Origin of the sequence: Pseudomonas sp. SCT (assembly GCF_003864275.1) — a bacterium.
Taxonomy (GTDB): domain Bacteria; phylum Pseudomonadota; class Gammaproteobacteria; order Pseudomonadales; family Pseudomonadaceae; genus Stutzerimonas; species Stutzerimonas stutzeri_AE.
Genome location: NZ_BDJA01000008.1, coordinates 52,956 through 76,988, shown reverse-complemented (window position 1 = coordinate 76,988; position 24,033 = coordinate 52,956). Strand labels below are relative to the sequence as shown.

At 62.1% G+C, this 24,033-nt stretch carries 19 protein-coding genes; 10 read left to right on the top strand and 9 right to left on the bottom strand.

The window, feature by feature from the left end:
• Window position 1: 1 nt before the first annotated feature.
• The 5 genes from BHD08_RS18790 to BHD08_RS18770 all read right to left on the bottom strand — a co-directional run bounded on the left by BHD08_RS18790 (window position 2) and on the right by BHD08_RS18770 (window position 5,333).
• Complete coding sequence (locus BHD08_RS18790; protein ID WP_015276898.1) at window positions 2-814, bottom strand: crotonase/enoyl-CoA hydratase family protein; 813 nt, start codon at window positions 812-814, stop codon at window positions 2-4.
• Between the two features lie 182 nt (window positions 815-996).
• Entirely contained in the window at window positions 997-3,246 is a 2,250-nt protein-coding gene (locus BHD08_RS18785) for an Orn/Lys/Arg decarboxylase N-terminal domain-containing protein (RefSeq protein ID WP_125024151.1), read from the bottom strand.
• Between the two features lie 83 nt (window positions 3,247-3,329).
• The gene (gene dnaQ / locus BHD08_RS18780; RefSeq protein ID WP_125024149.1) at window positions 3,330-4,055 is read right to left on the bottom strand and encodes a DNA polymerase III subunit epsilon; all 726 of its coding nucleotides are present in this window, start codon (window positions 4,053-4,055) and stop codon (window positions 3,330-3,332) included.
• Window positions 4,056-4,069: 14 nt separating this feature from the next.
• Complete coding sequence (gene rnhA, locus BHD08_RS18775; RefSeq protein WP_125024147.1) at window positions 4,070-4,525, bottom strand: ribonuclease HI; 456 nt, start codon at window positions 4,523-4,525, stop codon at window positions 4,070-4,072.
• A 37-nt stretch (window positions 4,526-4,562) separates the two neighbouring features.
• Complete coding sequence (locus BHD08_RS18770) at window positions 4,563-5,333, bottom strand: class I SAM-dependent methyltransferase (protein WP_125024145.1); 771 nt, start codon at window positions 5,331-5,333, stop codon at window positions 4,563-4,565.
• Between the two features lie 111 nt (window positions 5,334-5,444).
• Here BHD08_RS18770 and gloB point away from each other — a divergent pair, with 111 nt between their 5' ends.
• Together gloB and BHD08_RS18760 are read left to right on the top strand one after the other, a co-directional pair.
• A complete protein-coding gene (gloB, locus tag BHD08_RS18765; RefSeq protein ID WP_125024143.1) occupies window positions 5,445-6,224 on the top strand; it encodes a hydroxyacylglutathione hydrolase in 780 nt (259 codons plus the stop codon).
• Between the two features lie 101 nt (window positions 6,225-6,325).
• On the top strand, window positions 6,326-7,882 hold the full coding sequence (locus BHD08_RS18760) for a lytic transglycosylase domain-containing protein (protein WP_177412700.1): 1,557 nt from the start codon (window positions 6,326-6,328) through the stop codon (window positions 7,880-7,882).
• Window positions 7,883-7,892: 10 nt separating this feature from the next.
• Here BHD08_RS18760 and BHD08_RS18755 read toward each other — a convergent pair whose 3' ends face one another.
• Window positions 7,893-9,344, bottom strand: a complete 1,452-nt coding sequence (locus BHD08_RS18755; RefSeq protein WP_125024139.1) for an HDOD domain-containing protein — start codon at window positions 9,342-9,344, stop codon at window positions 7,893-7,895.
• Between the two features lie 139 nt (window positions 9,345-9,483).
• Between BHD08_RS18755 and BHD08_RS18750 the strand changes: the two genes are divergently transcribed.
• The 6 genes from BHD08_RS18750 to fabI are packed head-to-tail and all read left to right on the top strand — an operon-like array spanning window position 9,484 to window position 17,731.
• The gene (locus BHD08_RS18750; protein ID WP_125024137.1) at window positions 9,484-11,313 is read left to right on the top strand and encodes an extracellular solute-binding protein; all 1,830 of its coding nucleotides are present in this window, start codon (window positions 9,484-9,486) and stop codon (window positions 11,311-11,313) included.
• Window positions 11,310-13,196, top strand: coding sequence for an extracellular solute-binding protein (locus BHD08_RS18745; protein ID WP_125024135.1), 1,887 nt, complete (start codon window positions 11,310-11,312; stop codon window positions 13,194-13,196). Before BHD08_RS18750 ends, BHD08_RS18745 begins: the two co-directional genes overlap by 4 nt.
• 2 nt (window positions 13,197-13,198) lie before the next feature.
• Window positions 13,199-14,272, top strand: coding sequence for a microcin C ABC transporter permease YejB (locus BHD08_RS18740; protein WP_038659852.1), 1,074 nt, complete (start codon window positions 13,199-13,201; stop codon window positions 14,270-14,272).
• Window position 14,273: 1 nt separating this feature from the next.
• The gene (locus tag BHD08_RS18735; protein WP_125024133.1) at window positions 14,274-15,293 is read left to right on the top strand and encodes an ABC transporter permease; all 1,020 of its coding nucleotides are present in this window, start codon (window positions 14,274-14,276) and stop codon (window positions 15,291-15,293) included.
• A gap of 16 nt (window positions 15,294-15,309) precedes the next feature.
• Window positions 15,310-16,956, top strand: coding sequence for an ABC transporter ATP-binding protein (locus BHD08_RS18730; protein ID WP_177412702.1), 1,647 nt, complete (start codon window positions 15,310-15,312; stop codon window positions 16,954-16,956).
• On the top strand, window positions 16,937-17,731 hold the full coding sequence (fabI, locus tag BHD08_RS18725) for an enoyl-ACP reductase FabI (protein WP_003282073.1): 795 nt from the start codon (window positions 16,937-16,939) through the stop codon (window positions 17,729-17,731). Before BHD08_RS18730 ends, fabI begins: the two co-directional genes overlap by 20 nt.
• Window positions 17,732-17,800: 69 nt before the next feature.
• On the opposite strand, the gene BHD08_RS18720 is transcribed toward fabI, so the two are convergent.
• Entirely contained in the window at window positions 17,801-18,565 is a 765-nt protein-coding gene (locus tag BHD08_RS18720; protein WP_125024129.1) for an SDR family NAD(P)-dependent oxidoreductase, read from the bottom strand.
• A 248-nt stretch (window positions 18,566-18,813) separates the two neighbouring features.
• Here BHD08_RS18720 and BHD08_RS18715 point away from each other — a divergent pair, with 248 nt between their 5' ends.
• Window positions 18,814-19,680 (top strand): helix-turn-helix domain-containing protein, encoded by an 867-nt coding sequence (locus BHD08_RS18715; RefSeq protein WP_125024376.1) that lies wholly within the window; start codon window positions 18,814-18,816, stop codon window positions 19,678-19,680.
• A gap of 88 nt (window positions 19,681-19,768) precedes the next feature.
• On the opposite strand, the gene BHD08_RS18710 is transcribed toward BHD08_RS18715, so the two are convergent.
• Window positions 19,769-21,547, bottom strand: coding sequence for a PQQ-dependent methanol/ethanol family dehydrogenase (locus tag BHD08_RS18710; RefSeq protein ID WP_015276883.1), 1,779 nt, complete (start codon window positions 21,545-21,547; stop codon window positions 19,769-19,771).
• Window positions 21,548-21,825: 278 nt separating this feature from the next.
• Here BHD08_RS18710 and BHD08_RS18705 point away from each other — a divergent pair, with 278 nt between their 5' ends.
• Window positions 21,826-23,064 carry a substrate-binding protein gene (locus BHD08_RS18705; protein WP_125024127.1) on the top strand — a complete coding sequence of 413 codons (1,239 nt, stop codon included), beginning with the start codon at window positions 21,826-21,828 and terminating at the stop codon, window positions 23,062-23,064.
• An 8-nt stretch (window positions 23,065-23,072) separates the two neighbouring features.
• On the opposite strand, the gene BHD08_RS18700 is transcribed toward BHD08_RS18705, so the two are convergent.
• Window positions 23,073-24,002 (bottom strand): quinoprotein relay system zinc metallohydrolase 1, encoded by a 930-nt coding sequence (locus BHD08_RS18700; RefSeq protein ID WP_125024125.1) that lies wholly within the window; start codon window positions 24,000-24,002, stop codon window positions 23,073-23,075.
• Between the last annotated feature and the right edge of the window lie 31 nt (window positions 24,003-24,033).

Here is a 24,033-nt window from a genome sequence, read left to right as displayed (position 1 = left end):
ATCAGTCGGCAAAGTCCGGCTTTTGTTTGCTCATATGGGCAGCGATGGCGACCTTGATATCCGCCGACTGCAGCATGGCCGCATTCCAGGTGGCGATGTACTCGAGGCCGTCGTCGACACGATGATCACGCATATAGCGGATCATTTCCTTGGTGCCGCGAATCGCGACAGGTGATTTGCGGGCGATGTCGCGGGCCAGCTCCAAAACGCCGTCCATCAGCGCCTGCTGGTCGGCATAGGTGCGATTGACCAGACCGATGCTGCGTGCCTCTTCACCGTCGATTGTGCGCCCTGTAAAGGCAAGTTCACGCATCATGCCATCGCCGATGATGCGCGGCAGACGCTGCAAGGTCCCGACATCGGCGGCCATGCCCATGTCGATTTCCTTGATCGAGAATTTCGCGCTTGCAGTGCTGTAACGCATGTCGCAGGCCGAGATCAGATCAATGGCGCCGCCCAGACAGTAGCCCTGGATGGCCGCGATGACCGGCTTGCGGCAGTGATCGACTGCGTTGAACGAGGCCTGCAGAGAAAGGATCTTGCGGCGCAGCCGCTCGGCGTTGCGCCCGACATCGTTGCCCAGCTGGCTGCCGACAGAAGCCAGCAGTTGCAGATCGATGCCAGAAGAGAAATGCTCACCGGCCCCGCTGAGGACCACGACGCGCACCTCGTCGGTGGCATCGACCCAGTTGAAGATATCGATGATCTCCGACCAGAACGCGGCGTCCATCGCATTGATCTTCTCGGGTCGGTTGATCACGACGCGGGCAATCTTGTCTGCCAACTCTACACGGAAGGCTTTGTATTCGGTCACGCTATCATCCTCGACAGCAAGGGCGCATGGGGGGCGTCATGGCGGACAGGCCGCACGACGGTGGGCAACTATAACAACTGGCACCAGAACGAGTGAATGTCGATGCAGACGATGTGATACAGACCACGCCGGCAGTCGACCCGTTCATGCCGCGGTAGAGGGCCGCGTCGCTGACCCAACGCTCATTCACGGATGCAGTCAACGGTGTACGAACTACCACCAGCCCCGACTTCGTGTTGCAGGCCGTGCACATCGGCATCGAATCCAGGAAAGCGTTCGGCGAAATCACGGGCGAAGCGAAGGTAATCGAGAATCGAGCGGGTCTCCCCGGTAAAGCGCTCACCCGGCATGATCAGCGGGATACCCGGCGGATACGGCACCAGCATGACCGCCGCTATGCGCCCTTCCAGCGCTTCGATCGGCACCGCCTCCACCTCGCCGCGAACCAGCTTGTCGTAGGCCTGTGCCGGGGTTATCGCGGGCTCTGGCAATGCGGTGTACATCCTGCGCATGGCTCGCGCCGTGGCGTTCTCGCAATAGCAGGCATGCAGGGCATCGCAGAGGTCGCGCAGGCCCATTCCGGCGTAGGTTGCCGCACCCTTACGGGCAATCGAAGGCAGAGCCTCTACCAACGGTATGTTCGCGTCATAGTGGCGCTTGAACTCCAGCAGCTCGGTAAGCAGCGTGCTCCATTTGCCCTTGGTGATGCCCATGGAAAACAGTACGAGCATCGAGTACAGCCCGGTCTTCTCCACCACCAGACCGCGCTCCCAGAGAAACTTACTGACTACCGCCGCCGGAATGCCACTTTTGCCCAGCGCGCCGGATGCGGTGAGGCCGGGCGTGACGAGCGTGACCTTGATTGGATCGAGCAGCACGTAATCGTCGGCGATTTCGCCGAATCCGTGCCAGTCGGCCGTCGGCTCCAACAGCCAGTCCGGAGTCACCAACGCCTCAGCGCCGTCGACCAGTGGCGGCTGCCAGATGCTGAACCACCAGTCGTCCGCATCGATGTGCTGGCGCAGATTGGCCAGCGCCCGGCGAAAGCTCAGCGCCTCATCGAACGTCTCCTGAATCAACGAGCGGCCGGCCGGACCTTCCATCATCGCCGACGCTACGTCCAGCGACGCGAGGATTCCGTACTGCGGCGACGTGGAGATGTGCATCATGAAGGCTTCATTGAAGCGGTCGCGATCGAGCTGGCGTGTCTGGCTGTCGAGCACATGAATCATCGACGCCTGGCTGAACGCCGCCAGCAGTTTGTGCGTGGAATGCGTGGTGAAGACCAGCGGCCCCTGCTCGCGGGTATCCATGCCGTAACGACCATCGTAGAACTCGTGAAACGCCGCGTAGGCATACCAGGCCTCGTCGAAATGCAGTACCTCGACATTGTCGGCGAGGGTGCGCTTGATCAGGTTGGCGTTGTAGCAAAGCCCGTCGTAGGTCGAGTTCGTCACCACCGCGAGCTTGACCTTCGGCGGCCGGCCTCGCGCCAGCGGGTTGGCGGCGATCTTGGCCTGGATCGACTCGCGGGTGAACTCCTCCAGCGGAATCGGGCCGATGATGCCTAGCTCATTGCGCGTCGGGCTCATGTAAAGCGGTATCGCTCCGGTCATGATGATCGCGTGCAGGATCGATTTGTGGCAGTTGCGATCGACCAGTACCAGATCGTCCCGGGCGACCATCGAATGCCAGACGATCTTGTTCGCCGTCGAGGTGCCGTTGATCACGAAGAAGGTGTGGTCAGCACCAAAATTGCGTGCCGCACGGGCTTCTGCCGCCGCCACCGGCCCGGTGTGATCAAGCAACGAACCGAGCTCGGGCACCGAAACCGAGAGGTCCGAGCGCAGCGTGTTTTCCCCAAAGAACTGATGAAAGGCCTGGCCAACCGGACTCTTGCGGTAGGCAACACCGCCACCGTGACCGGGGGTATGCCAGGAGTAATTCGACTCACCGGTATGCCGGACCAACGCGCTGAAGAATGGTGGCAGCAGATCATCCAGGTAACTGCGCGCGGCGCGCGCGACCTGGCGCGCGAGGAACGGCACGGTGTCTTCATACAGGTACAGCAGACCGCGCAACTCGTTGAGGTCGGCCATCGCTTCGGCCGGCGCGTTTTCGATGGTGACCTGCTCGCCCAGCGCAAAGATCGGCAGGCGCGGGGCGCGGCGACGGGCGACGCGGATCAATTCCACCACGTCATGCAGCAGACGCTGGTTGTCCCCAGCGCCCTCCGCCGCGACCAGGATGCAGGCCAGCCCGTGGTGCGTCGAGGCGACGATGCGCCCCTCGTTCGAACTGGCTGTGGGCAGGATATTGAAGCCGTCGCGTTCCAGCTCGGAAGCGATACCACGTACTCGCTCACCGGCGACGGTGTCAGCCTTTATGTCACGGTGAACGATGAGGATGGGGAATTTCAGGTCTTTATACATGCGCACTCTCTGCGGACGATCCATCTACAGGGTAGAAGGGTCCGCAGCAAAGCAACAGCGCATAAAGAAGACGGGACTCCGGATCAGCCTTCCAGCTGAACCCACAACGGGGCCGCACCCGCTGCTTTTTCGATGGCAGCCATGCGCGCAACGTGCGCAGCAAGCTCCTCGTCGCTGGCACGCAGGACCCTGGTGCGCGGCCGATCCGCCGGCAGCCGACGAATCGGAGTGGGTTGTTGCCGTCCACCATCGGAGCTTTCGCCGTCGCCGGCAAGAGACAGATTCGTCTGCCCGCCGGTCATGGTCAGCCAGACGTCGGCCAGAATCTCGGCATCGAGCAGAGCGCCGTGCAGATCCCGGCCGGAGTTGTCCACGCCGTAGCGCTTGCACAGCGCATCGAGGCTGTTGCGCTGGCCAGGGTGCCGCTCGCGCGCCATCAACAGGGTATCGAGTACCGAGCAATGCTCGGCAATGTCCGCACGCTCCTGCTGACCGAGCAGAGCAAACTCATTGTTGATGAAGCCAAGGTCGAACGCCGCGTTATGGATGACCAGCTGTGCGCCCTTGATGAATTCGAAGAACTCATCAGCGACATCACGGAAACGCGGTTTGTCGACGAGAAACTCGTTGGTGATGCCGTGAACGGCGATCGCCCCCTCGTCCACTTCGCGGTCAGGCTGCAGATAGACGTGGTAATGCCGTCCAGTCAGGCGACGGCCAATCACTTCGACACAGCCAATCTCGATGATCCGGTGGCCATCGGCCACCGGCATGCCGGTCGTTTCGGTATCCAGCACTACGCTGCGCATGTTGCTTCGCTCACTTACACAATCGGTTGACGTTTTGCCTGCACTACACCGCGGTTGGCCAGCAGGTCGGCGTGCTCGTTACCGGGGTGCCCGGTATGACCGCGAACCCACTCCCAGCTCACCTGATGGCGGTTGACCTGCTCGTCGAGCTGCTGCCATAGATCGGCATTCTTGACTGGCTGCTTGCTTGCCGTTTTCCAGCCGCGCTTCTTCCAGTTGGGCATCCAGTCATTGATGCCCTGCATCACATACTGCGAGTCGGTTACCAGGCGCACCTTGCACGAACGCTTCAGCTCGGCGAGCGCGCTAATGGCGGCCATGAGCTCCATGCGATTGTTGGTAGTCTCCGGCTCGCCGCCCCAGAGCTCGCGCTTGACGCCTTTATAGATAAGCAGCGCGCCCCAGCCGCCGGGGCCAGGATTGCCCTTGCAGGCGCCGTCGGTATAGATCTCGACCCAGTCGTCACTCATTTCGATCGCTTACTCGGTTTGCCGGCAGAGTTAATCTTCAAGGCAGCCGGTGCTGTTCGGCGTCGCGGCGACTGATCTTGGCCACTGGCATCGGCAACAACTTGCCCATCCGCTCGCGGCGCTCCTGGCGCAAGGGCCGCAGGCCGATCATCAGCTTGCGCGCCACCAGTAAATAGAAGCCGCCAGTAGGCGCCTGCAACTGCTGTCCAATCGACTCCAGCCGCGACAAACGCGCCTGCCAGTCGCTCGAAGAAAGCGGCGGACAATAGCATCCGAACCGGCGTTTCTCCAGCGCGAATCCCAGCAGGTTCAGCCAGTCACCAACCCGCGATGGGCGAATACAACGGGCTTCGCGAAATACCTCGCGTGACAGCAGATGGCGCACCCCCCAGGCACTCCAGGGATTGATCCCGACGATCAACAGATGCCCGCCTGGGCGCACTCCGCGCGCCGCTTCACGCAGCAGCCCGTGGGGAGAAAGACTGAAGTCCAGGGCATGCTGCAACACCACGACATCGGCGGCATGCTCGCCGAGCGGCCAGGCCTGCTCCTCACAATGAATTTCCACCCCGGGTAAAGGCGCACCCAGGCGGACGCTGCGTTTGATGCTCTCTGGCTGCACCGGCTCCCCGCTGAATGGGCCGTTATGCACCAGATAACTGCCGAAACAACGCGCCAGCTCTTCGGTCAGCACATGCTTTTCCTGAGCCAGCAGCTGCTGGCCCAGCGGTCCTGCAAACCAGTCGGATGCCTGATTGATCATGGACAGCCAATGGTCGCTGGCCTGGGTGGACGGTTGATCGTTCATCGCTCGGCTCCGTTCGCGGCGCGGTTCTGCGCGGCGCAGCGTTCGCTCGGGTTCAACTTTTTCATCGGACTGCTAGGATGCGCCTTTGTCCCTCGCTTGGCGACCCGCCCCATGTTGAAGATCGAAGCACTCCCCGCCTTCACCGACAACTACATCTGGTTGCTGCAGGACGATGCAACGCAACGATGTGCCGCCGTAGACCCAGGTGATGCCGCACCGGTACTGAGCTGGCTGCAGGATCACCCGGACTGGCGACTCAGCGATATCCTGATCACCCACCACCATCACGACCACGTTGGCGGTGTCGAACGACTCAAGACGCAGACAGGTGCCCGCGTTTATGGGCCGGCAGCCGAGAACATTCCCGCACGCGATGAAGCACTGAGCGATGGCCAGCGCATCCGCGTGCTGGATAAGGATTTGGAGGTGATCGCGGTTCCGGGGCATACCCTCGGGCATATCGCTTACGTTCACAGCGATGCCGAGCAGCCCTGGCTACTGAGTGGCGACACGCTGTTCGCGGCGGGATGTGGCCGACTTTTCGAAGGCACACCCGAGCAAATGTTCGCATCGCTGCAACGTCTGGCCAGTCTGCCGGACGACACCCTTGTTTACTGCACCCATGAATACACCCTGAGCAATCTGCGCTTCGCCCAAGCGGTGGAGCCATATAACCAGGAGATCCAGCAGCGCGTGCGCGAGGTAACCGTTCTGCGTGAAGAGAACCACTTCAGCCTACCCACTCGAATGAACATCGAGCGCGCTACCAACCCTTTTCTGCGCAGCAGCGTTGAGGCTGTCCAGCAGGCCGCAAGCGAGCACTGCGGCCGTAGATTAGAGGATAACGTCGCGGTTTTCGCGGCTTTGCGGGCGTGGAAAGACCGTTTCTGACAAGCTCGACAGGTTCCCGAAACGGAGCCTGCAAACTTGACCCCACCAGGGTGCGTTCCTAGAATCCCCCGAATTTTTGTTTCCCGGGAAGATTCCAGCCAATGCCGCCAGCTCCCAAGAAACGCCACGAAACGGACGCCTTGGCAGCCTCTGGTCGGGCGTTGGCTCTCGCCATATGCGTCGCCCTAGCGGGCTGTCAGAGCAATGCCGTGCGCGATGAGGCCCGCGAGCAGACAAGGCGCGCAACCACACCTGTGGCACAAGAACCCATCTGGCTGAACGACACCACCGCCATCACCGAACACGAAGATATCTGGGAGCGAATCCGCGAGGGCTACAAGCTGCAGGAGCACCTGGACAGCAACCCACGCATCGAGCAACAGCGCCTGCTGCTCTCCAGCCGTCCAAAGTCCATCGAAGTTGTCAGCGAGCGTAGCAGTCCGTTTATCCACTACATCGTCGAGCGTCTTGAAGAGCGCGACATGCCGCTGGAGCTGGCGCTGCTACCAATCATCGAAAGCTCCTACGATCCCTTCGCCTACTCCCCTGCCCATGCGGTCGGGCTCTGGCAATTCATCCCCTCGACAGGTCGGCATTTCAACCTTCGTCAAACCAGCTGGTATGACGGCCGCCGCGATATCACTGCGTCGACCAATGCTGCGCTACGCTACCTGAGCTACCTGCATGGCCTGTTCAACGGCGACTGGCTGCTAGCCCTGGCGGCTTATAACGCAGGCGAAGGCACGGTCAGCCGAGCGATCGAGCGCAATCAGAAGCTGGGACTGCCAACCGATTACTGGAACCTCCCACTGCCACGCGAGACCCGCGACTATGTGCCCAAGTTGCTGGCGCTGTCGCAGTTGATCCAGGCGCCCGAGGCTTACGGCATCAACCTCAACCCGATCGCCAACGAACCCTACTTCGAGGTGATCGCGCTCAAGCAGCGCATGGATCTGGCGCGGGTGGCCAAGCTCGCCGACCTGGACGAGGACGAGCTGTATCAACTGAATCCCGCCTTCACCCGACGCATCACGCTAGACGGCCCGCAACAGCTTCTGGTGCCGATGGAAAAGGCCGAGATGCTGGCAGCCAACCTGGCACTGATGAAACCGCAGGACCTGGTCGACTGGCAGCAGTATCAGGTGCGTTCAGGGGACACGCTGGGTGTCATCGCCAACCGGCATCACCTGACGGTCAACATCATTCGCGACGTCAACCGCTTGAAGAGCGATACGCTACGCGTCGGCCAGGTCCTCAGCCTGCCGACCAGCAGCGACGCGAAAGCCTCGCGCGAGCTGCTGCACGCCGTCGCGCGACAGCCCGCGTCGACACCGCGCACCTACCGAGTCAAGACGGGTGACAACCTCTGGGATATCGCCAAGGCGCAACGGGTGTCGGTACGCGATCTGCAACGCTGGAACAGGCTTTCCGGGAGCCAGCTGAAGGTTGGCCAGGCGTTGTTCCTGCAAGGTCCGGCAACCAGTACGCCGGCGAAGAAAGACAACTCGCCGACCTATTACAAGGTCCAGAAAGGCGATTCGCTTTACCAGATCGCCAAGCGCTTCAACGTGCAACTGACCAACCTGAAGACTTGGAACCCCAAAGGCACCGAAGTGCTGCGACCTGGCCAGCTGCTGACGCTCTATCTTCCGAACTGAACAACGAAACTCAGTTGACCGGCCGTTTGCTCAGCGACCCCAGGCAGCGACCAGTCAACTGGGTAAAGCGCTGGAACGCAACGAATTGTTCGTGTTTCAGCGCTCGCCCGGAAAGCCTGCAGTCGCCATAGATCACGCCGATTTCGCGAGGCCCGGCCATCAACGGCGCGATGAAGAACATGCCACTGCCGAAGCACTGACGCAGCGGCTGGGTCACCAGATCTGCCAAGTTGTAACTGGCCGGCACGCCCATCCACAGCGCCTGTCTATGGCGCAACGCATAGCTGAATATATGCGGCTGCTCGGGCTGTTCAGCTGGCATCACGAACTCCTGCAACCAGGCCTCAGTGCCTTCGCCTATGGCACAGCGAGCCTTGAAACGTGTCTGCTGATCAGCCAGCACGGCCACCATGACTCGCTCCAGCCCGACGCCGTGGTGCAAGCCGCTGAGCAGCGTATCCAGAATTATCCCGGCATCGCCTCCGCCCATCGCCATCAGGCCAAGATCCTGCAACGATTGCTGCAGCAGTAGCAGATTCGGCTGCAACAAGGCTGCCTGACGCTGAGCCTGCTGCAAGCGAATCTGCTCCGGGTCGGTACTGGGAATGAGCCTGCCCAGACGACTAGCCCCGAAGGTCGTGGCTACCTCCACGGTTTCATCGGCGCTGGCGAGAATCTGCTGCAGCGCGTCAGCCTCCTCTACCCCAGTGAAGTCAGCGACGGCCTTGGTCAGTGCCGCCATCCGCTCGCACTCCCAACCGCCCAGCGCGGCTTCACTGATCTGCACGCCCAACGCTACCGCGCGCGCCGCCGGATCGCTGCTGGCCACCTGGCTATGAGCGAGACTGGTCAGCTCGCCCAGATTCCAACTCCGAACCAGGCCAAGACTGAGCTGCCGAAAACTCGTACCCAGGACCGCCTGAACCGCCTCATCAGCCTTGACGCCCAGTTGCGCCAGCTGGACGGCCAGCTCATCGACCTGCTCGCCCCCGCAGCCCCAGAACGCCAACTCACCAATGTTGTAAAGCAGCGCAGCGATGAACACTTCTTCATCATGGCGGGACAGCACGTAGCCGGCGATATTGCGCGCCTGCACCGCCGCGTGAAACGAGCGGGCGAGCAGCTCCAGCAACTGCTCCCGCGGGGCGCGCTCGAGCAGGCTGTCGATCAGCGTCACCGACAGGCTGATCAGGCGCACATTCTCGAAGCCGATCATCACGATCGCCCGGGAAATCGTCTTGATGGTTTCCTGCGAGGGGTTGTAGTAGCTACTGTTGCCGACTCTGAGCACTTTGGAAGTCAGCGCGGCATCACGCAGTAGAACGTCGGCGAGCTGCTGTACCGAGGCGTGCTCATGTACGGCAAGGCGTTGCAGATCCTTGACCACGGACGCCAACGCCGGCAGTTCCGATTGATTGAGGCGGTCGACCCACGCCTGCAGACCCTGGGCACGTACATCCAAGAGGTCGTCGCTCCACAATGCCATTACGGGAAATGACCCGCAGTTTGCCCGAGGTGCCCGGCCTTTTTCCAGCGCATACAAGCTGTTACTGTACCGGCCCGAGAAGCCCGTAAGCGCCAAGGATCGGATCCCCCGTCTGATGCGAGCCCTGCTACTGTTACTGACCTGCCTGGCCTTGAGCTTTCCCGCCCTCGCCACCATCAGCGAAAGCCATGGTTATGCGCAGTTCGGCACTCTTAAGTACCCAGCCTCGTTCACCCACTTCGATTGGGTGAACCCGCGCGCGCCCAAGGGCGGCCGGATCAAACTGATGGCATCGGGCACCTTCGACACGCTCAATCCCTATACCTTCAAGGGCACCAGCCCAAGCGCAACACCGGGCTTTCTGCAGTACGGCATCAGCGAGCTGAACGAGCCGCTGATGGTCGGTACCGGTATCTACGATCCGTCCGGAGACGAGCCCGCCTCGAGCTACGGGCTGATCGCCGAATCCGTTGAGTACAGCGACAACAACAGCTGGGTGGTCTTCAACCTGCGCAAGCAAGCCCGCTTCCATGACGGCAAGCCGATCACCGCCTACGATGTCGCCTTTTCCTACCGCCTGCTGGTCAAGGACGGTCACCCTCAGTACCGCACCAATCTGCAAGGCGTGAAGCGCGTCGACATCCTCAATCGCCATCGCATCCGCTTCGTCTTCGAGCAGCCGAACAATCCTTTGCTGGTCATGCGTCTCGGCGAATTGCCGGTACTGCCGCAGCATTACTGGAAGAACCGCGACTTCAAGGCCACCACCTTCGAACCGCCGCTGGGCAGCGGCCCCTATCGCATCACCCATGTACAGCCCGGACGTCAGGTGGTGTTCGAGCGGGTGCGCAACTGGTGGGGCGCCAAGCTTCCGGTCAACCAGGGCAAGTACAATTTCAACCGTGTCGACGTGGAGTTCTATCGCGACAGCGTGGTGGCATTCGAAGCCTTCAAGGTCGCTGAATTCGATTTCTACATCGAGCACCAGGCGAAGAACTGGGCCAACGGGTACGAGTTTCCCGCCATGCTGCGAGGCGACATCATCCGCGCCGAGATTCCCCACCAGATTCCCACCCAGACCCAGGCGCTGTTCATGAACAGCCGCCGCGCGACGTTCGCCGACCAGCGCGTGCGCGAGGCCCTGGGCCTGATGTTCGATTTCGAGTGGACCAACCGCGCGCTGTTCTATGGCGCCTACCGCCGCAGCGAAAGCTACTACCCCAACAGCGACTTCACCGCGACCGGCAAACCTGAGGGGGGCGAGTGGCTACTGCTCTCCCCCTATCGCAAACAGCTCCCGGCCAAGCTGTTTACCGAGCCGTTCGAACTGCCGCGAACCGACGGTCGCGGCATCCCGCGGGAAACGCTGCGTCGTGCGCTGGGCCTGCTCGCCGAAGCGGGCTGGAAAGCCTCGGACGCCGGCCTGCTCAATGGTGCCGGGCAGCCACTGCGCTTCGAGATCCTGCTGGTCAACCCGCGGCTCGAGCGCGTCCTTCAGCCCTACGTCGAGAATCTCGCGCGCATCGGCATCCAGGCCAACCTGCGCACGGTCGACAGCGCGCAGTACAAGCAACGGCTGGATCACTACGACTACGACATGATCCTGATGACGCTGGTGCAGAGCCTGAGCCCAGGCATCGAGCAGCACCTGTATTTCCATTCCAGTCAGGTCGACGTCAAAGGCGGCCGCAACTATGCCGGTGTCGCCAACCCGATCATCGACGACCTGATTGCCAAACTGCTGGCCGCGCAAACACGCGACGAGCAGGTCGCAGCCGCCCGCGCAATCGACCGGGTGCTGCTGTGGAACCACTACACCATTCCGAACTGGTTCATCAGTAACCACCGCCTGGCGTACCGCAATCGGTTCGCCCATGTCACCACGCCGCCCTATACCCTGGGTCTGCGCGCCTGGTGGCTGAAGAGCCTGGAGAAGACCAAATGAACAATCGCGTGCGCTTTCCGCTGCTTCGCGCCGGCCTGCTGAGCCTGCTCTGCATGGCGACCCTCGCCGAGGCTGCGCCCCGCCATGCCCTGACGCTGTATGACGAGAAGCCCAAGTACCCGGCCGACTTCCAGCATTTCGAGTACGTCAATCCCGACGCGCCGAAAGGCGGCACGCTGCGACAGGCCGGTTTCGGCAGTTTCGACTCGCTCAATCCCTTCATCAACAAGGGCGTCGCCGCTGACGACATCAGCCTGATCTATGACACCCTGACCACCAACAGCCTGGACGAGCCGTTTACCGTCTACGGCCTGCTAGCCGAGAAGATCGAAAAAGGCCCGAACAATAGCTGGGTGCGTTTCCATCTCCGGCCGCAAGCCCGTTTTCACGATGGCGAACCGGTGAAGGCCGAGGACGTGGTGTTCACCTTCGAAACCCTGATGAGCAAGGGCGCACCGCACTACCGGGGCTATTACGCCGACGTGGAGAAGGTCGTCGCCGAAAGCCCGCGACGGGTTCGCTTTGATTTCAAGCACGCCGGCAATCGTGAACTGCCGATGATCCTCGGGCAATTGCCGGTGTTACCCAAACACTGGTGGGAGGATCGTGATTTCAGCTCCGGCAGCCTGGAGGTCCCATTGGGAAGCGGCCCCTACCGGGTCGATAAAATCCAGGCTGGGCGTTCGATCCGCTACGCCCGGGTCGAGGACTACTGGGGCAAGGATCTGCCGGTGAATCGCGGGTTCTATAACTTCGACCGTATCAACTTCGATTACTACCGCGACAACACCGTCGCACTGCAGGCCTTCAAGGCCGGCCATTTCGACTACTGGTTCGAAACCAGTGCGAAGAACTGGGCCACCGCCTACGACATCGCCGCGGTCCGGGACGGACGCATCGTCAAGGACGAGATCCGCAACTACAACCCGACCGGGATGCAGGGCTTCATCTTCAATATCCGCCGCCCGCAACTGGAGGACCGCCGCGTACGTGAAGCTCTCGGGCTGCTGTTCGATTACGAATGGACCAATCGACAGCTGTTCAACGGTGCCTATACCCGCACCCGCAGCTATTTCGACAACTCCGAGCTGGCCTCATCCGGCCTGCCGGACGCGGAGGAGCTGAAGGTGCTCGAGCCGCTGCGCGGCAAGATTCCGGACGAGGTGTTCGACAAGGCATTCGAACTGCCGCATACCGAGGGCAACGGTGTGATCCGTGAACAACAGCGCCAGGCGTACCGACTGCTGACCGAAGCAGGCTGGAAGGTTGAGAACGACCGAATGCTGGATGCCCAGGGTAAGCCGGTAAAGCTGGAATTCCTGCTGGTGCAGGCGGAGTTCGAACGGGTTCTGCTGCCCTACAAGCGCAACCTGGCTGATCTCGGCATCGAACTGGAAATTCGTCGGGTCGACGTGTCGCAATACATCAACCGCCTCCGTTCGCGCGACTACGACATGATCGTCAGCGGCTTCGGCCAGTCCAATTCACCCGGCAACGAGCAGCGCGAATACTGGCACTCGGCGAGTGCGGACAACCCGGGCAGCCGCAACTTCATTGGCCTCAAGGACCCGGCAATCGACAGCCTCGTGGAAGGCCTGATCGGTGCCGACTCACGCAAGGAACTGGTTACCCATACCCGCGCGCTGGATCGCGCGCTGCTCTGGGGCCACTACGTGGTACCGAACTGGCATATCAAGACTTGGCGCGTGGCCTACTGGAACCACCTGGCGCATCCGCAGGTAACCCCCAAGCAGGACATCGGCCTGATGACCTGGTGGCGCAAGCCCGATGCGAAGGCTCCGGTCGCCGATCCGGTGGAAGCGAAGAAAGCCGAGGAAGCTGGCGCGAGTGCGCCAGCCAATAACGGCGAGGCGGAGCGCTAAGCATGCTGGCTTATATTTTTCGCCGCCTGCTGCTGATCATCCCAACGCTGTTCGGCATTCTGCTGATCAACTTCATCATTATCCAGGCCGCACCAGGCGGCCCGGTTGAACAGGCAATCGCCAAGCTGGAAGGCTTCGAAGGCGCCACCAGCCGCATCGCTGGCGGCGGTTCGGAAGTTGCCGTCGCCGGCACCAGCTACCGCGGTGCGCAGGGCCTGGACCCCGAGCTGGTGGCCGAGATCGAACGTCTGTATGGCTTCGACAAGCCGCCGGTGGAACGCTTCTGGATCATGCTCAGCAACTACCTGCGGCTGGATTTCGGCGAAAGCTTTTTCCGCGATGCCAAGGTGACCGACCTGATCATCGAGAAGATGCCGGTCTCGATCTCGCTTGGCCTGTGGAGCACGCTGATCATGTACCTGGCGTCGATCCCGCTGGGTATCGCCAAGGCTACGCGGCATGGCAGCAAGTTCGACGTCTGGACCAGTTCGGCGATCATCGTTGGCTACGCCATCCCGGCGTTCCTCTTCGCCATCCTGCTGATCGTGCTGTTCGCTGGCGGCAGCTACTGGAACTGGTTCCCGCTGCGCGGGCTGACCTCGGCCAACTTCGACGACCTGACCCTCGGCGGCAAGATCATCGACTATTTCTGGCACCTGGCCCTGCCCGTCACCGCGCTGGTGATCGGCAACTTCGCCACGCTGACGCTGCTGACCAAGAACAGCTTCCTCGATGAGATCAACAAGCAATACGTGATCACGGCACGGGCCAAAGGCTTGAGCAAGAATCGCGTGCTTTATGGCCATGTGTTCCGCAATGCGATGCTGATCATCATCGCCGGCTTTCCGGCTGCCTTCATCGGCATGTTCTTTACCGGTTCGCTGCTGATCGAAGTAATTTTCTCCCTCGACGGGCTTGGGCTGCTCAGCTTCGAGGCGGCAATCAACCGCGACTATCCGGTGGTGTTCGGCACCCTCTTCCTCTTCACCCTGCTCGGCCTGGTGGTGAAGCTGATCGGTGACCTGACCTACACCCTGGTCGACCCGCGCATCGATTTCGAAAGCAGGGAGGCCTGAGATGCAGTTGTCCCCCCTCAACCAGCGCCGACTGGCACTGTTCAAGGCGCACAAGCGTGGCTGGTGGTCGCTGTGGATTTTCCTCGCGCTGTTCGTACTCAGCCTTGGCGCGGAGATCATCGCCAACGACAAGCCGATTGTGGTGCGTTATGACGGCGAATGGTTTGTCCCGGTGTTCAAGCGTTATCCGGAAACGGCCTTCGGCGGCGAGTTTCCGCTGCAGGCAAACTACAAAAGCCCGTACATCCAGGAACTGATCGCCGAAAAGGACGGCTGGATGATCTGGCCGGTCATTCCGTTCAACTACTCGAGCATCAACTACGAGCTTCAGGTGCCCGCGCCCGCGCCGCCGTCGCTAGAGAACTGGCTAGGCACCGATGACCAGGGTCGCGACGTACTCGCCCGGGTGATCTACGGCTTTCGCATCTCGGTGCTGTTCGCCTTGACGCTGACCCTGATCAGCTCGGTGATCGGCGTCATCGCCGGCGCCCTGCAGGGCTTCTACGGCGGCTGGGTCGATCTGGTCGGGCAGCGCCTGCTGGAAATCTGGTCCGGCCTGCCGGTGCTCTATCTACTGATCATTCTCGCCAGCTTCGTGCAGCCGAACTTCTGGTGGTTGCTGGGGATCATGCTGCTGTTCTCCTGGATGAGCCTGGTGGATGTGGTACGCGCCGAATTCCTCCGCGGGCGCAACCTCGAATACGTGCGCGCTGCCCGTGCGCTGGGCATGCAGAACGGCGCGATCATGTTCCGCCACATCCTGCCCAATGCCATGGTCTCCACCATGACTTTCATGCCGTTCATCCTCACCGGCGCCATCGGCACGCTCACCGCGCTGGACTTTCTCGGTTTCGGTCTGCCGGCCGGTTCGCCGTCGCTGGGGGAACTGGTCGCCCAGGGCAAGGCCAATCTGCAGGCGCCCTGGCTGGGCATCAGCGCCTTCATGGTGCTGGCAATCATGCTGACCTTGCTGGTGTTTATCGGGGAGGCGGCGCGTGATGCCTTCGACCCAAGGAAATAACATGGCCGAACAACCGATAGCCGAGAATCTGGTCGAGGTCCGCGACCTGGCCGTCGAGTTCGTCACCGGCGAACAGGTACAACGTGTCGTCGAAGGCGTGACGTTTGACATTCGCAAGGGCGAAACGCTGGCCCTGGTCGGGGAAAGCGGCTCGGGCAAGTCCGTGACGGCTCATTCCATCCTGCGCCTGCTGCCCTACCCGCTCGCCCGGCATCCGCAGGGGCAGATCCTGTTCCATGGCCAGGATCTGCTCAAAGCCGACGAAAAGGCCATGCGTAAGATCCGCGGCAATCGCATCGCCATGGTCTTCCAGGAGCCGATGACCTCGCTCAACCCGCTGCACACCGTGGGCAAGCAGATCAACGAGGTATTGGAGATTCACAAGGGTCTGCGTGGCAAGGCGGCGACCGCCCGCACGCTGGAGTTGCTGGAACTGGTTGGCATCCCCGAGCCGCGCAAGCGCATCCGGGCCTACCCGCACGAGTTGTCGGGCGGGCAACGTCAGCGAGTGGTGATTGCCATGGCGCTGGCCAACGAGCCGGAGCTGCTGATCGCCGACGAGCCGACCACCGCGCTGGACGTCACCGTGCAGCTGAAAATCCTCGAACTGCTGAAGGAGTTGCAGGCCCGGCTGGGCATGGCGCTGCTGCTGATCAGCCACGATCTCAACCTGGTTCGACGCATTGCCCATCGCGTATGTGTCATGCAGCGCGGTCGCGTCGTCGAACAGGCGTTGTGTGAAGATCTGTTCCGTGCGCCTCAGCATCCGTACACCCAGGAGTTGCTCGCGGCCGAGCCCAGCGGCGGCCCGGTGGCAGTCGAGGAAGCGCCGCCATTGCTTGAGGTCGACGACCTGCGCGTGTGGTTCCCGATCAAGAAGGGCCTGCTGCGACGCACCGTCGATCACATCAAGGCAGTCGATGGTGTGAACTTCAGCCTGCCCAAGGGGCAGACGCTGGGCATCGTTGGCGAAAGCGGTTCCGGCAAGTCCACCCTGGGTTTGGCTATCCTTCGATTGTTGGGTAGTCGCGGCGAGATACGCTTCCAGGGCCAGCACCTGCAAAGCATGTCGCAGCGCCAGGTACGGCCGTTGCGCCGGCAGATGCAGGTGGTCTTTCAGGACCCCTTCGGCAGCCTGAGCCCGCGTATGTCGGTTGGGCAGATCGTTGGCGAGGGGTTGCACATCCACCGGATGGGCACTGCCAAGGAGCAGGAACAGGCAATCATTGAGGCGCTCGTGGAGGTTGGTCTCGATCCGGAAACCCGGCATCGCTACCCCCATGAGTTTTCCGGCGGACAACGGCAACGCATTGCCATTGCCCGGGCTCTGGTGTTGAAGCCGGCGCTGATACTGCTCGACGAGCCGACTTCGGCGCTCGATCGCACGGTGCAGCGCCAGGTGGTGGAGCTTCTGCGCTCGTTGCAGGCCAAGTACAACCTGACCTATCTGTTCATCAGCCATGACCTGGCGGTGGTCAGGGCGCTGAGCCACCAGATGATGGTGGTCAAGCAGGGCCAGGTGGTGGAACAAGGGGCGGCCGCTGACATCTTTGCGGCACCGCAACATCCGTATACACAGCAGCTGCTGGAATCCGCCTTTATGGCGCCCGGCACTGCCGAACAACCAGAAGAGGGACAAGCACATGGGTTTTCTCACCGGTAAGCGCGTACTGATCGTCGGCGTTGCCAGCAAACTGTCGATTGCCTCGGGCATCGCCGCGGCCATGCATCGCGAAGGTGCAGAACTGGCTTTCACCTACCAGGGCGACAAGCTCAAGGGTCGCGTCGAGGAATTCGCTTCCGGTTGGGGCTCGAGCCCTGAGCTGTGCTTCCCCTGCGACGTTGCCAACGATGAAGAGATCGCGCGCGTATTCGAAGAACTGAGCAAGAAATGGGACGGCCTGGATTGCATCGTGCACTCCGTCGGCTTTGCTCCGGGCGACCAGCTGAACGGCGACTTCACCGAAGTCACCACCCGTGAAGGCTTCAAGATCGCCCACGACATCAGCGCCTACAGCTTCGTTGCTCTGGCCAAAGCCGGTCGCGAAATGATGAAGGGCCGCAACGGCAGCCTGCTGACCCTCTCCTATCTGGGCGCCGAGCGCACCATGCCGAACTACAACGTCATGGGCATGGCCAAGGCCAGCCTGGAAGCCGGCGTTCGCTACCTGGCCGGCAGCCTCGGCCCGGAAGGCACCCGCGTGAACTGCATCTCTGCCGGCCCGATCCGTACCCTCGCCGCCTCCGGCATCGCCAGCTTCCGCAAGATGCTGGCTGCCAACGAGAAGCAGACCCCGATGCGCCGCAACGTCACCATCGACGAAGTCGGCAATGCCGGCGCCTTCCTCTGCTCGGACCTGGCTTCCGGCATCAGCGGTGAGATCCTCTACGTCGACGGCGGCTTCAACACCACCGCAATGGGCTCGCTGGAAGACTGATCCCGCGCCCGTCTACGTAAAGCACCGAACCCCGCCTACTGGCGGGGTTCGTATTTCTGCACAGCGGCCTCAGCCGGCCGTGACCGTCATGCCGCCGTCGGCCATGACCACCGAGCCCACCATGAAGCTGGCCCGTTCCGAGGCGAGAAAGGCGACGATCTCGGCGATCTCCTCCGGTTGCGCCGCGCGCCCGATGGGTGCGGCTTGCCCATGCTGCGCGAGAAAGCCTGGGCCGTCCTCGACCACATCGTTGAGGATGTTGGTCAGCACGTCACCCACGCCGATGGCATTGACCCGAATGCCATGCTCGATCGCCTCCAGTGCCAGCGTGCGGGTCAGCTGCGCCAGCGCACCCTTCGAAGCCGTATAGGCGGCGATGGTCGGAAAGGCGAAGTACGACGCATAGGAGGCAATATTGACGATCGCCCCCGAGCGGTTGGGCATCATTGCCTTGACCGCTTCGCGGCAATGCAGGAAGGCCGCGGTGGCGTTGACCGCCTGGATGCGTTCCCAATCGTGGCGTGTCATGTCCACCACCAGTTTGTTGATGATGATGCCCGCATTGTTGACCAGGATATCCAGACGCCCGAAGCGTTCCACGGCCATTCCGACCGCATGCTCGGCGGCGCCGTCTTCGGTGATATCCGCCCGCAGCGGCAGCAGCCCCGGCCGCGCGAGCTCCCCGACCGCCGGATTGATGTCTTCAGCGACAACTTTTGCGCCGCGCTCGTGCAGCAGCAAGGCGATGGCCCTGCCAATGCCGCTGGCTGCGCCAGTGACCAGCGCAACCTTGCCTTCGACTTCCTGGATAACTGGGTGCTTGGAATCGGTCATGGTGCTTCTCCCGTTACGGTGACGCCTGGGGCGCCTTCGTTATTGACGGGTTCAGTCTCCCTCAGTGCTGCAGGCCCGGCTTTCGCACGCTTGCGCTGGCTGTCGGAGTTTTGCGCGCAGCATTGCCCGCCACTGGCGGTGGCCTGCGCTAACCTATCGACGCCGACTTGTTATCCAGGGAGCACGCCGTGCCTCGGTCATCCGAAGCCCCACCAGTGCCTGATACGTGGCGCGCCACCGCTCAGTCGATGCGCGATCACCTGCCCGGAGATGCTGATTTGACCGCGCTGCCGCCGTTGCAGGATGTGGTCGTGCAGCTCTTCAGCCATCGCACCATCACCGAGCCTATTCGGGTACCCGCGGTGGTAGAGCCGCTACTGGTGCTGGTACTGGCCGGTACGGCCCGCGTCGAGGAACGCGTATTGGATGGCCCCTGGAGCGCGGCAACCGTGAAAGCCGGCGACTTCTTTCTGACCGATACCCAAGAGCCATACGAGATGCGCTGGCAGACGCTTGAAGGGGAGCGCTTCGAGGTGATGCACCTGTATCTAGGCCTACCGTTAATTGAGCAGGCCGCACGGGAGTTGCTCGGACCACAGAGCTCAGCGGTCGCGCTGCTGGATGTTTCCGGCGCAAGGGACGAAACGGTTCACTGGCTGATGGAGAGCATGCGCCGTGAGTTGCTCGATCAACGCACGCCCAGCCAACTTTGCCTGCGTGGCCTGGCTCAAACGCTGGCCGTGCATCTGCTGCGCCACTATCGGGACCCACAAGGCGCCATCAGGAGCAGCAACGCCTTGCCAGCCTACAAGCTGCGCCGTGTCGTCGAGGAAATGAATGCGCAGCTCGCCGATGATTTCAGCCTCACCAGGCTGGCCCGCAGCGCCGAGCTGAGCGAGTACCACTTCAGCCGGATGTTCAAACGTGCCACCGGGCTCTCGCCGTCGCAGTACTTCATCGGCCTGCGCATGGCGCGGGCTCGGCAGCTGCTGATCGAAACGCAGCGCAGTGTCATCGACATCGGGCTGGAGGTGGGCTACTCGAGCCCGAGTCATTTTTCCCAGGTGTTTCGCCGCGAAGTCGGCGTCACGCCAAGCGCCTATCGGCAGGCCTGAAAGCGCAAACGAAAAAACCCCGGCCACGACGACCGGGGTTCTTCGTTTGCGGAGCCCGGCAGTTGCCGGGCTCCGCGCCACAGGCCGATCAGCGCTTGGCGACCTGATCCTTCGGCAGCTTGAAGGTCCAGACCATACCGCCCTGGTTGAACTCCTTCACCCGCTTGGCGACCTCGCCGCCCCACAGCGGGACTGCACCGCCCCAGCCGGAGAGAACGGAGACGTACTGCTCGCCGTCCATTTCCCAGGTAACTGGAGAGCCGATCACGCCCGAGCCGGTGTTGAACTCGTAGAGTTTCTTGCCGGTCTTGGCATCGAAGGCCATCAGGTAGCCTTCCGGGTTGCCGGTGAACACCAGGTTGCCCTTGGTCGCCAGCACCCCGCCCCACAGCGGTGCGTAGTTCTTGTAGCGCCAGACTTCCTTGCCGGTCTTCGGATCGATGGCGCGCAGCACGCCGATGTAGTCGTCGTTGAGCGGGTGGATGGTGAAACCGGCACCCAGGTAAGCCGCGCCCTTCTTGTAGGCGGTGCCTTCGTTCCAGATGTCCATGCTCCACTCGTTGGACGGCACATAGAACAGCCCGGTGTCCTGGCTGTATGCCATCGGCATCCAGTTCTTGCCACCGAGGAACGACGGCGCCACGGTTACAGTCTTGCCCTGAGCGCCAGCGTCGTTGGGCGAGCCCGGACGATTGGCGTCGTCGTAGATAGGCCGGCCGTTCTTGTCCAGGCCTTTGGCCCAGGTGATCTTGTCGACGAACGGGAAGCCACGGATGAACTTGCCGTTGGTGCGATCGAGTACGTAGAAGAAGCCGTTGCGGTCGGCGGTACCGGCAGCCTTGATGGTCTTGCCGCCTTCCTGATAGTCGAAGGACACCAGCTCGTTTACGCCGTCGTAGTCCCAGCCGTCATGCGGTGTGGTCTGGAAATGCCACTTGATCGAGCCGTCGTTCGGGTCCAGCGCCAGGCGCGAGGAGGAATACAGGTTGTCGCCAGGACGCAGGTGCGAGTTCCACGGTGCCGGGTTGCCGGTTCCGAACAGCAGCGAGTCGGTGTCCGGATCGTAGTAGCCGCCCAGCCACGGAGCCGCACCGCCGGTCTTCCACAGGTCGCCCGGCCAGGTCTTGCCTGCTTCGCCGCCGGAGATACCGCTCTCGACCTTCTTGCCGTCCTTCCACACGTAGCCCATGTGGCCTTCGACCGTCGGACGCGTCCACAGCAGTTCGCCGTTCTTCGGGTTGTAGGCTTCGATCTTGCCGACCACGCCGAACTCGCCACCGGACACACCGGTAATCAGCTTGCCCTTGACGATCAGCGGAGCTGCGGTCAGCGAATAACCGGCCTTGTAGTCGGCGACGGTTTTCTTCCAGACGACCTTGCCGGTGTCCTTGTTCAGCGCGACCAGCTTGGCGTCCAGCGTGCCGAAGATCACCAGATCGTCATACAGCGCCACGCCACGGTTGATCACGTCACAGCACGGCATGATGCCGTCCGGCAGGCGCGCATCGTACTGCCACAGTTCCTTGCCGGTACGCGCATCGACCGCATACACGCGGGAGTAGGAACCGGTGATGTACATCACACCGTCCTTGATCAGCGGCTGCGCTTCCTGACCGCGCTGCTTTTCACCACCCAGAGAGAAGCCCCAAACCGGTCGCAACTGATTGATGTTATTGGCGTTCAACGCGTCCAGCGTGCTGTAGCGCTGGCCCTGCAAGCCCATACCGTTGGTTACGATCTGGTCGGTGGACTTGGCGTCGTTGAGGATTTCCTGGTCGGTTACGGCCCAGGCGTGCAGGCTGGACATCGCCACCGCGGCGCATAGCGCCGTCAAGGCGAAGGGCTTGCGAAGACCGGTGTGCTTCATTGCGGCTACCTCTGCGGGTTCATTGTTATGCCGGGAAATTTTCCCGGTCTGGGGTTGATTCTTGGTTTGCCCCGCTTTGGCAACAATTGCCCGCAGTACCGATTTTCCTACTCCCTTGGTAGCAATACGCCGCCGTGGACGGCGGAAGCCGCAGTTTTTCAGGGCCGTATGGGTCGAGAGCGGCACCGAAGTCGCAGCCATCCGGCCGGAAAAGACTATTCCGCTGTGCTGGCCCAGCCCCTAAAACGGACGTCCCCTCGCTCAGAAGGATACGAGCCATGCTTCGCCATTCCCTCGCTATCGCCCTTGCCTTGCTTACTGCCCTGACCGCACATGCAGCCGAACCAATCCGCATCGGACTCAACTACCCGAGTACCGGCAACTACAAATCCGAAGGACTGGAGCTGAGCCGCGGCGCCCTGCTGGCGGTCGATGAAATCAATGGACGTGGCGGCCTGCTTGGCCGGCAGTTGCAGCTGGTCAGCCTGAACTCCGCCGCCCGCCCCGAAAAAGCCCGAGCCAATATCGAGCGCTTCGCCAATCAGGGCGCGGCGATGGTGTTCGGCGGCGCCAATAGCGAGGAGGCCCTTGTCGCTGGCCAGCGAGCACGCGAACTCGGGCTGCTCTATTTCCCCACGCTCGGCTACGCCAACGAAATCACCGGGCGCGACGGGCATCGTCATCTGTTCCGCGAGTCCAACAGTGCATGGATGAGCGCTCGCGTGCTCGGCGAATACCTCAGCTGGCACATGCCCAACCGGCGCTATCACTACGTCAGCCTCGAAGACGCATGGGGTCGCAGCATGGAGCAGGCACTGCGCGAGGCGACCAAGAGCCGCGACCGCGCGCGCCATGGCTACTCGAAGATCGCCGAGCGCGGCGCACGGCGCGGCGACTACCTGGCTGCTCTGCAGAAAGCCGCCGCCAGTAACGCCGATGTTCTGGTGATCGTCCTGCTTGGCGAAGATCTGGTGCAGACCATGCGTCTGGCGCATACCCTGGAACTCGGCAAACGCATGCAGATCATCGTGCCCAACCTGACCCAAAGCATCGTCGAACAAGCCGGCCCGCTGGTGATGGAGCACGTCATCGGCACGGAAGCCTGGACCTGGCGCGTGCCGAAGCTGGTCGGCAGCACCGAAGGCCAGGCGTTTGCCGATCGATTCATCGCCCAGCATCAGGCGTATCCGGGCAGTACCGCTGCCTCAGCCTATGGCATCGTCCGGCAGTGGGCGGACGCTGCCCAACGCGCCGGCAGCATCGATGCCGAAGCGGTGATCGCGGCCTTGGAAAACCACCGCTACCAGCTACTCAAGGACGAGCAGTACTGGCGCGACTTCGACCACCAGAACGTGCAGAGCATCTATGCGGTGCGGGTCAGGAATCGCAGCGAAATCATGCAGGACCGCTTCAAGCAGGACTACTTCACCATCATTCATCGCATGGACGGCGAAGCGGCTGCCCCGAGCCTGGATGACTGGCAGCAGGAGCGCGGTGATCAGCTCCAGCTGGAGTGATGTGAGGGTTATTGGTCGACGCGTTGCAGCGCTTCGACCTCGTAACGCGGATACAGATGGCTGACGCTGCGGATCAGCTCGAAACGGGTCAGGCTGATGCCGGCAAAACGCTCGGGGATCGGGCTTTGGATCACTTCATTCATATCCGCCCCGCTGCTCGCGGCATCGCGTAGTAGCCCGTCTAGCCAGCCTAGATAATCGCGCATCTGCCGGAACGGCTCGGCGTCATCCGCTACCGGGCCGTGGCCGGCAACCAGGCGTTTCCAGGGCAACGCTTCGAGGGTTGTCAGATCATCCAGCCAGACGTTCAAAGCAGGGCTGTTCGGTGTGGTCAAGGCGCGTTGGTAGAACAGAATGTCGCCGGCGAAGAGCACGCCGCTGCGTTCGTCGAGAATGGCCAGATCGGCGCCGGTATGTCCGCGCAGTGCCAGCAAGCGCAGGGGCCGCCCAGCGACTTCCAGCGTGCCCGACTCAACGGTTTCGCTTGGCAACACGACTTCAGTGCCGCGCATCCAGTCGCCAACCAGACGATACATGTTCTCGGCCATCGCGTTGCCCTGCTCGCGCAGCAGCTCGGTGGTGCCAGCCAGCGCCGCGATCGGCACATCAGCAAAGGCCTGGTTGCCCAGTACGTGATCGGGGTGATGGTGAGTGAGCAGAACCTTGGTCACCTGAAGGTCAGTGACGCGGGAGATGGCCGCGCGCATTGCCTCGCCATAGAGCCTGGACGGCCCAGTGTCGATAACGATGACCCCTGTATCACCGACAATGAAACCTGTATTGACGATATTGCCGCCATTGCGCTTGTCGAAGTTGTCGGTCGAGCCTTCCAGCAGCCAGACCCCATCGGCGATCTGCCGTGGCTGCAGCGTGTAGCTCAGCTCGGCCTGCACGGGTAGCATCATACAGAAGGCGAAGATCAGCATGAACAGGCGCATGACGCCTCCTTGGCTTGGTTTGCTTACTCGC

Coding starts and splice junctions, on each gene's coding strand:
- BHD08_RS18735 (WP_125024133.1), top strand. CDS start 14,274: ATGCAGTTGTCCCCCCTCAACCAGCGCCGACTGGCACTGTTCAAGGCG.
- BHD08_RS18700 (WP_125024125.1), bottom strand. CDS start 24,002: ATGCGCCTGTTCATGCTGATCTTCGCCTTCTGTATGATGCTACCCGTG.
- BHD08_RS18750 (WP_125024137.1), top strand. CDS start 9,484: ATGCGAGCCCTGCTACTGTTACTGACCTGCCTGGCCTTGAGCTTTCCC.
- BHD08_RS18745 (WP_125024135.1), top strand. CDS start 11,310: ATGAACAATCGCGTGCGCTTTCCGCTGCTTCGCGCCGGCCTGCTGAGC.
- BHD08_RS18715 (WP_125024376.1), top strand. CDS start 18,814: ATGCGCGATCACCTGCCCGGAGATGCTGATTTGACCGCGCTGCCGCCG.
- BHD08_RS18770 (WP_125024145.1), bottom strand. CDS start 5,333: ATGAACGATCAACCGTCCACCCAGGCCAGCGACCATTGGCTGTCCATG.
- dnaQ (WP_125024149.1), bottom strand. CDS start 4,055: ATGCGCAGCGTAGTGCTGGATACCGAAACGACCGGCATGCCGGTGGCC.
- BHD08_RS18785 (WP_125024151.1), bottom strand. CDS start 3,246: ATGTATAAAGACCTGAAATTCCCCATCCTCATCGTTCACCGTGACATA.
- BHD08_RS18705 (WP_125024127.1), top strand. CDS start 21,826: ATGCTTCGCCATTCCCTCGCTATCGCCCTTGCCTTGCTTACTGCCCTG.
- BHD08_RS18710 (WP_015276883.1), bottom strand. CDS start 21,547: ATGAAGCACACCGGTCTTCGCAAGCCCTTCGCCTTGACGGCGCTATGC.
- fabI (WP_003282073.1), top strand. CDS start 16,937: ATGGGTTTTCTCACCGGTAAGCGCGTACTGATCGTCGGCGTTGCCAGC.
- BHD08_RS18760 (WP_177412700.1), top strand. CDS start 6,326: ATGCCGCCAGCTCCCAAGAAACGCCACGAAACGGACGCCTTGGCAGCC.
- gloB (WP_125024143.1), top strand. CDS start 5,445: ATGTTGAAGATCGAAGCACTCCCCGCCTTCACCGACAACTACATCTGG.
- rnhA (WP_125024147.1), bottom strand. CDS start 4,525: ATGAGTGACGACTGGGTCGAGATCTATACCGACGGCGCCTGCAAGGGC.
- BHD08_RS18740 (WP_038659852.1), top strand. CDS start 13,199: ATGCTGGCTTATATTTTTCGCCGCCTGCTGCTGATCATCCCAACGCTG.
- BHD08_RS18720 (WP_125024129.1), bottom strand. CDS start 18,565: ATGACCGATTCCAAGCACCCAGTTATCCAGGAAGTCGAAGGCAAGGTT.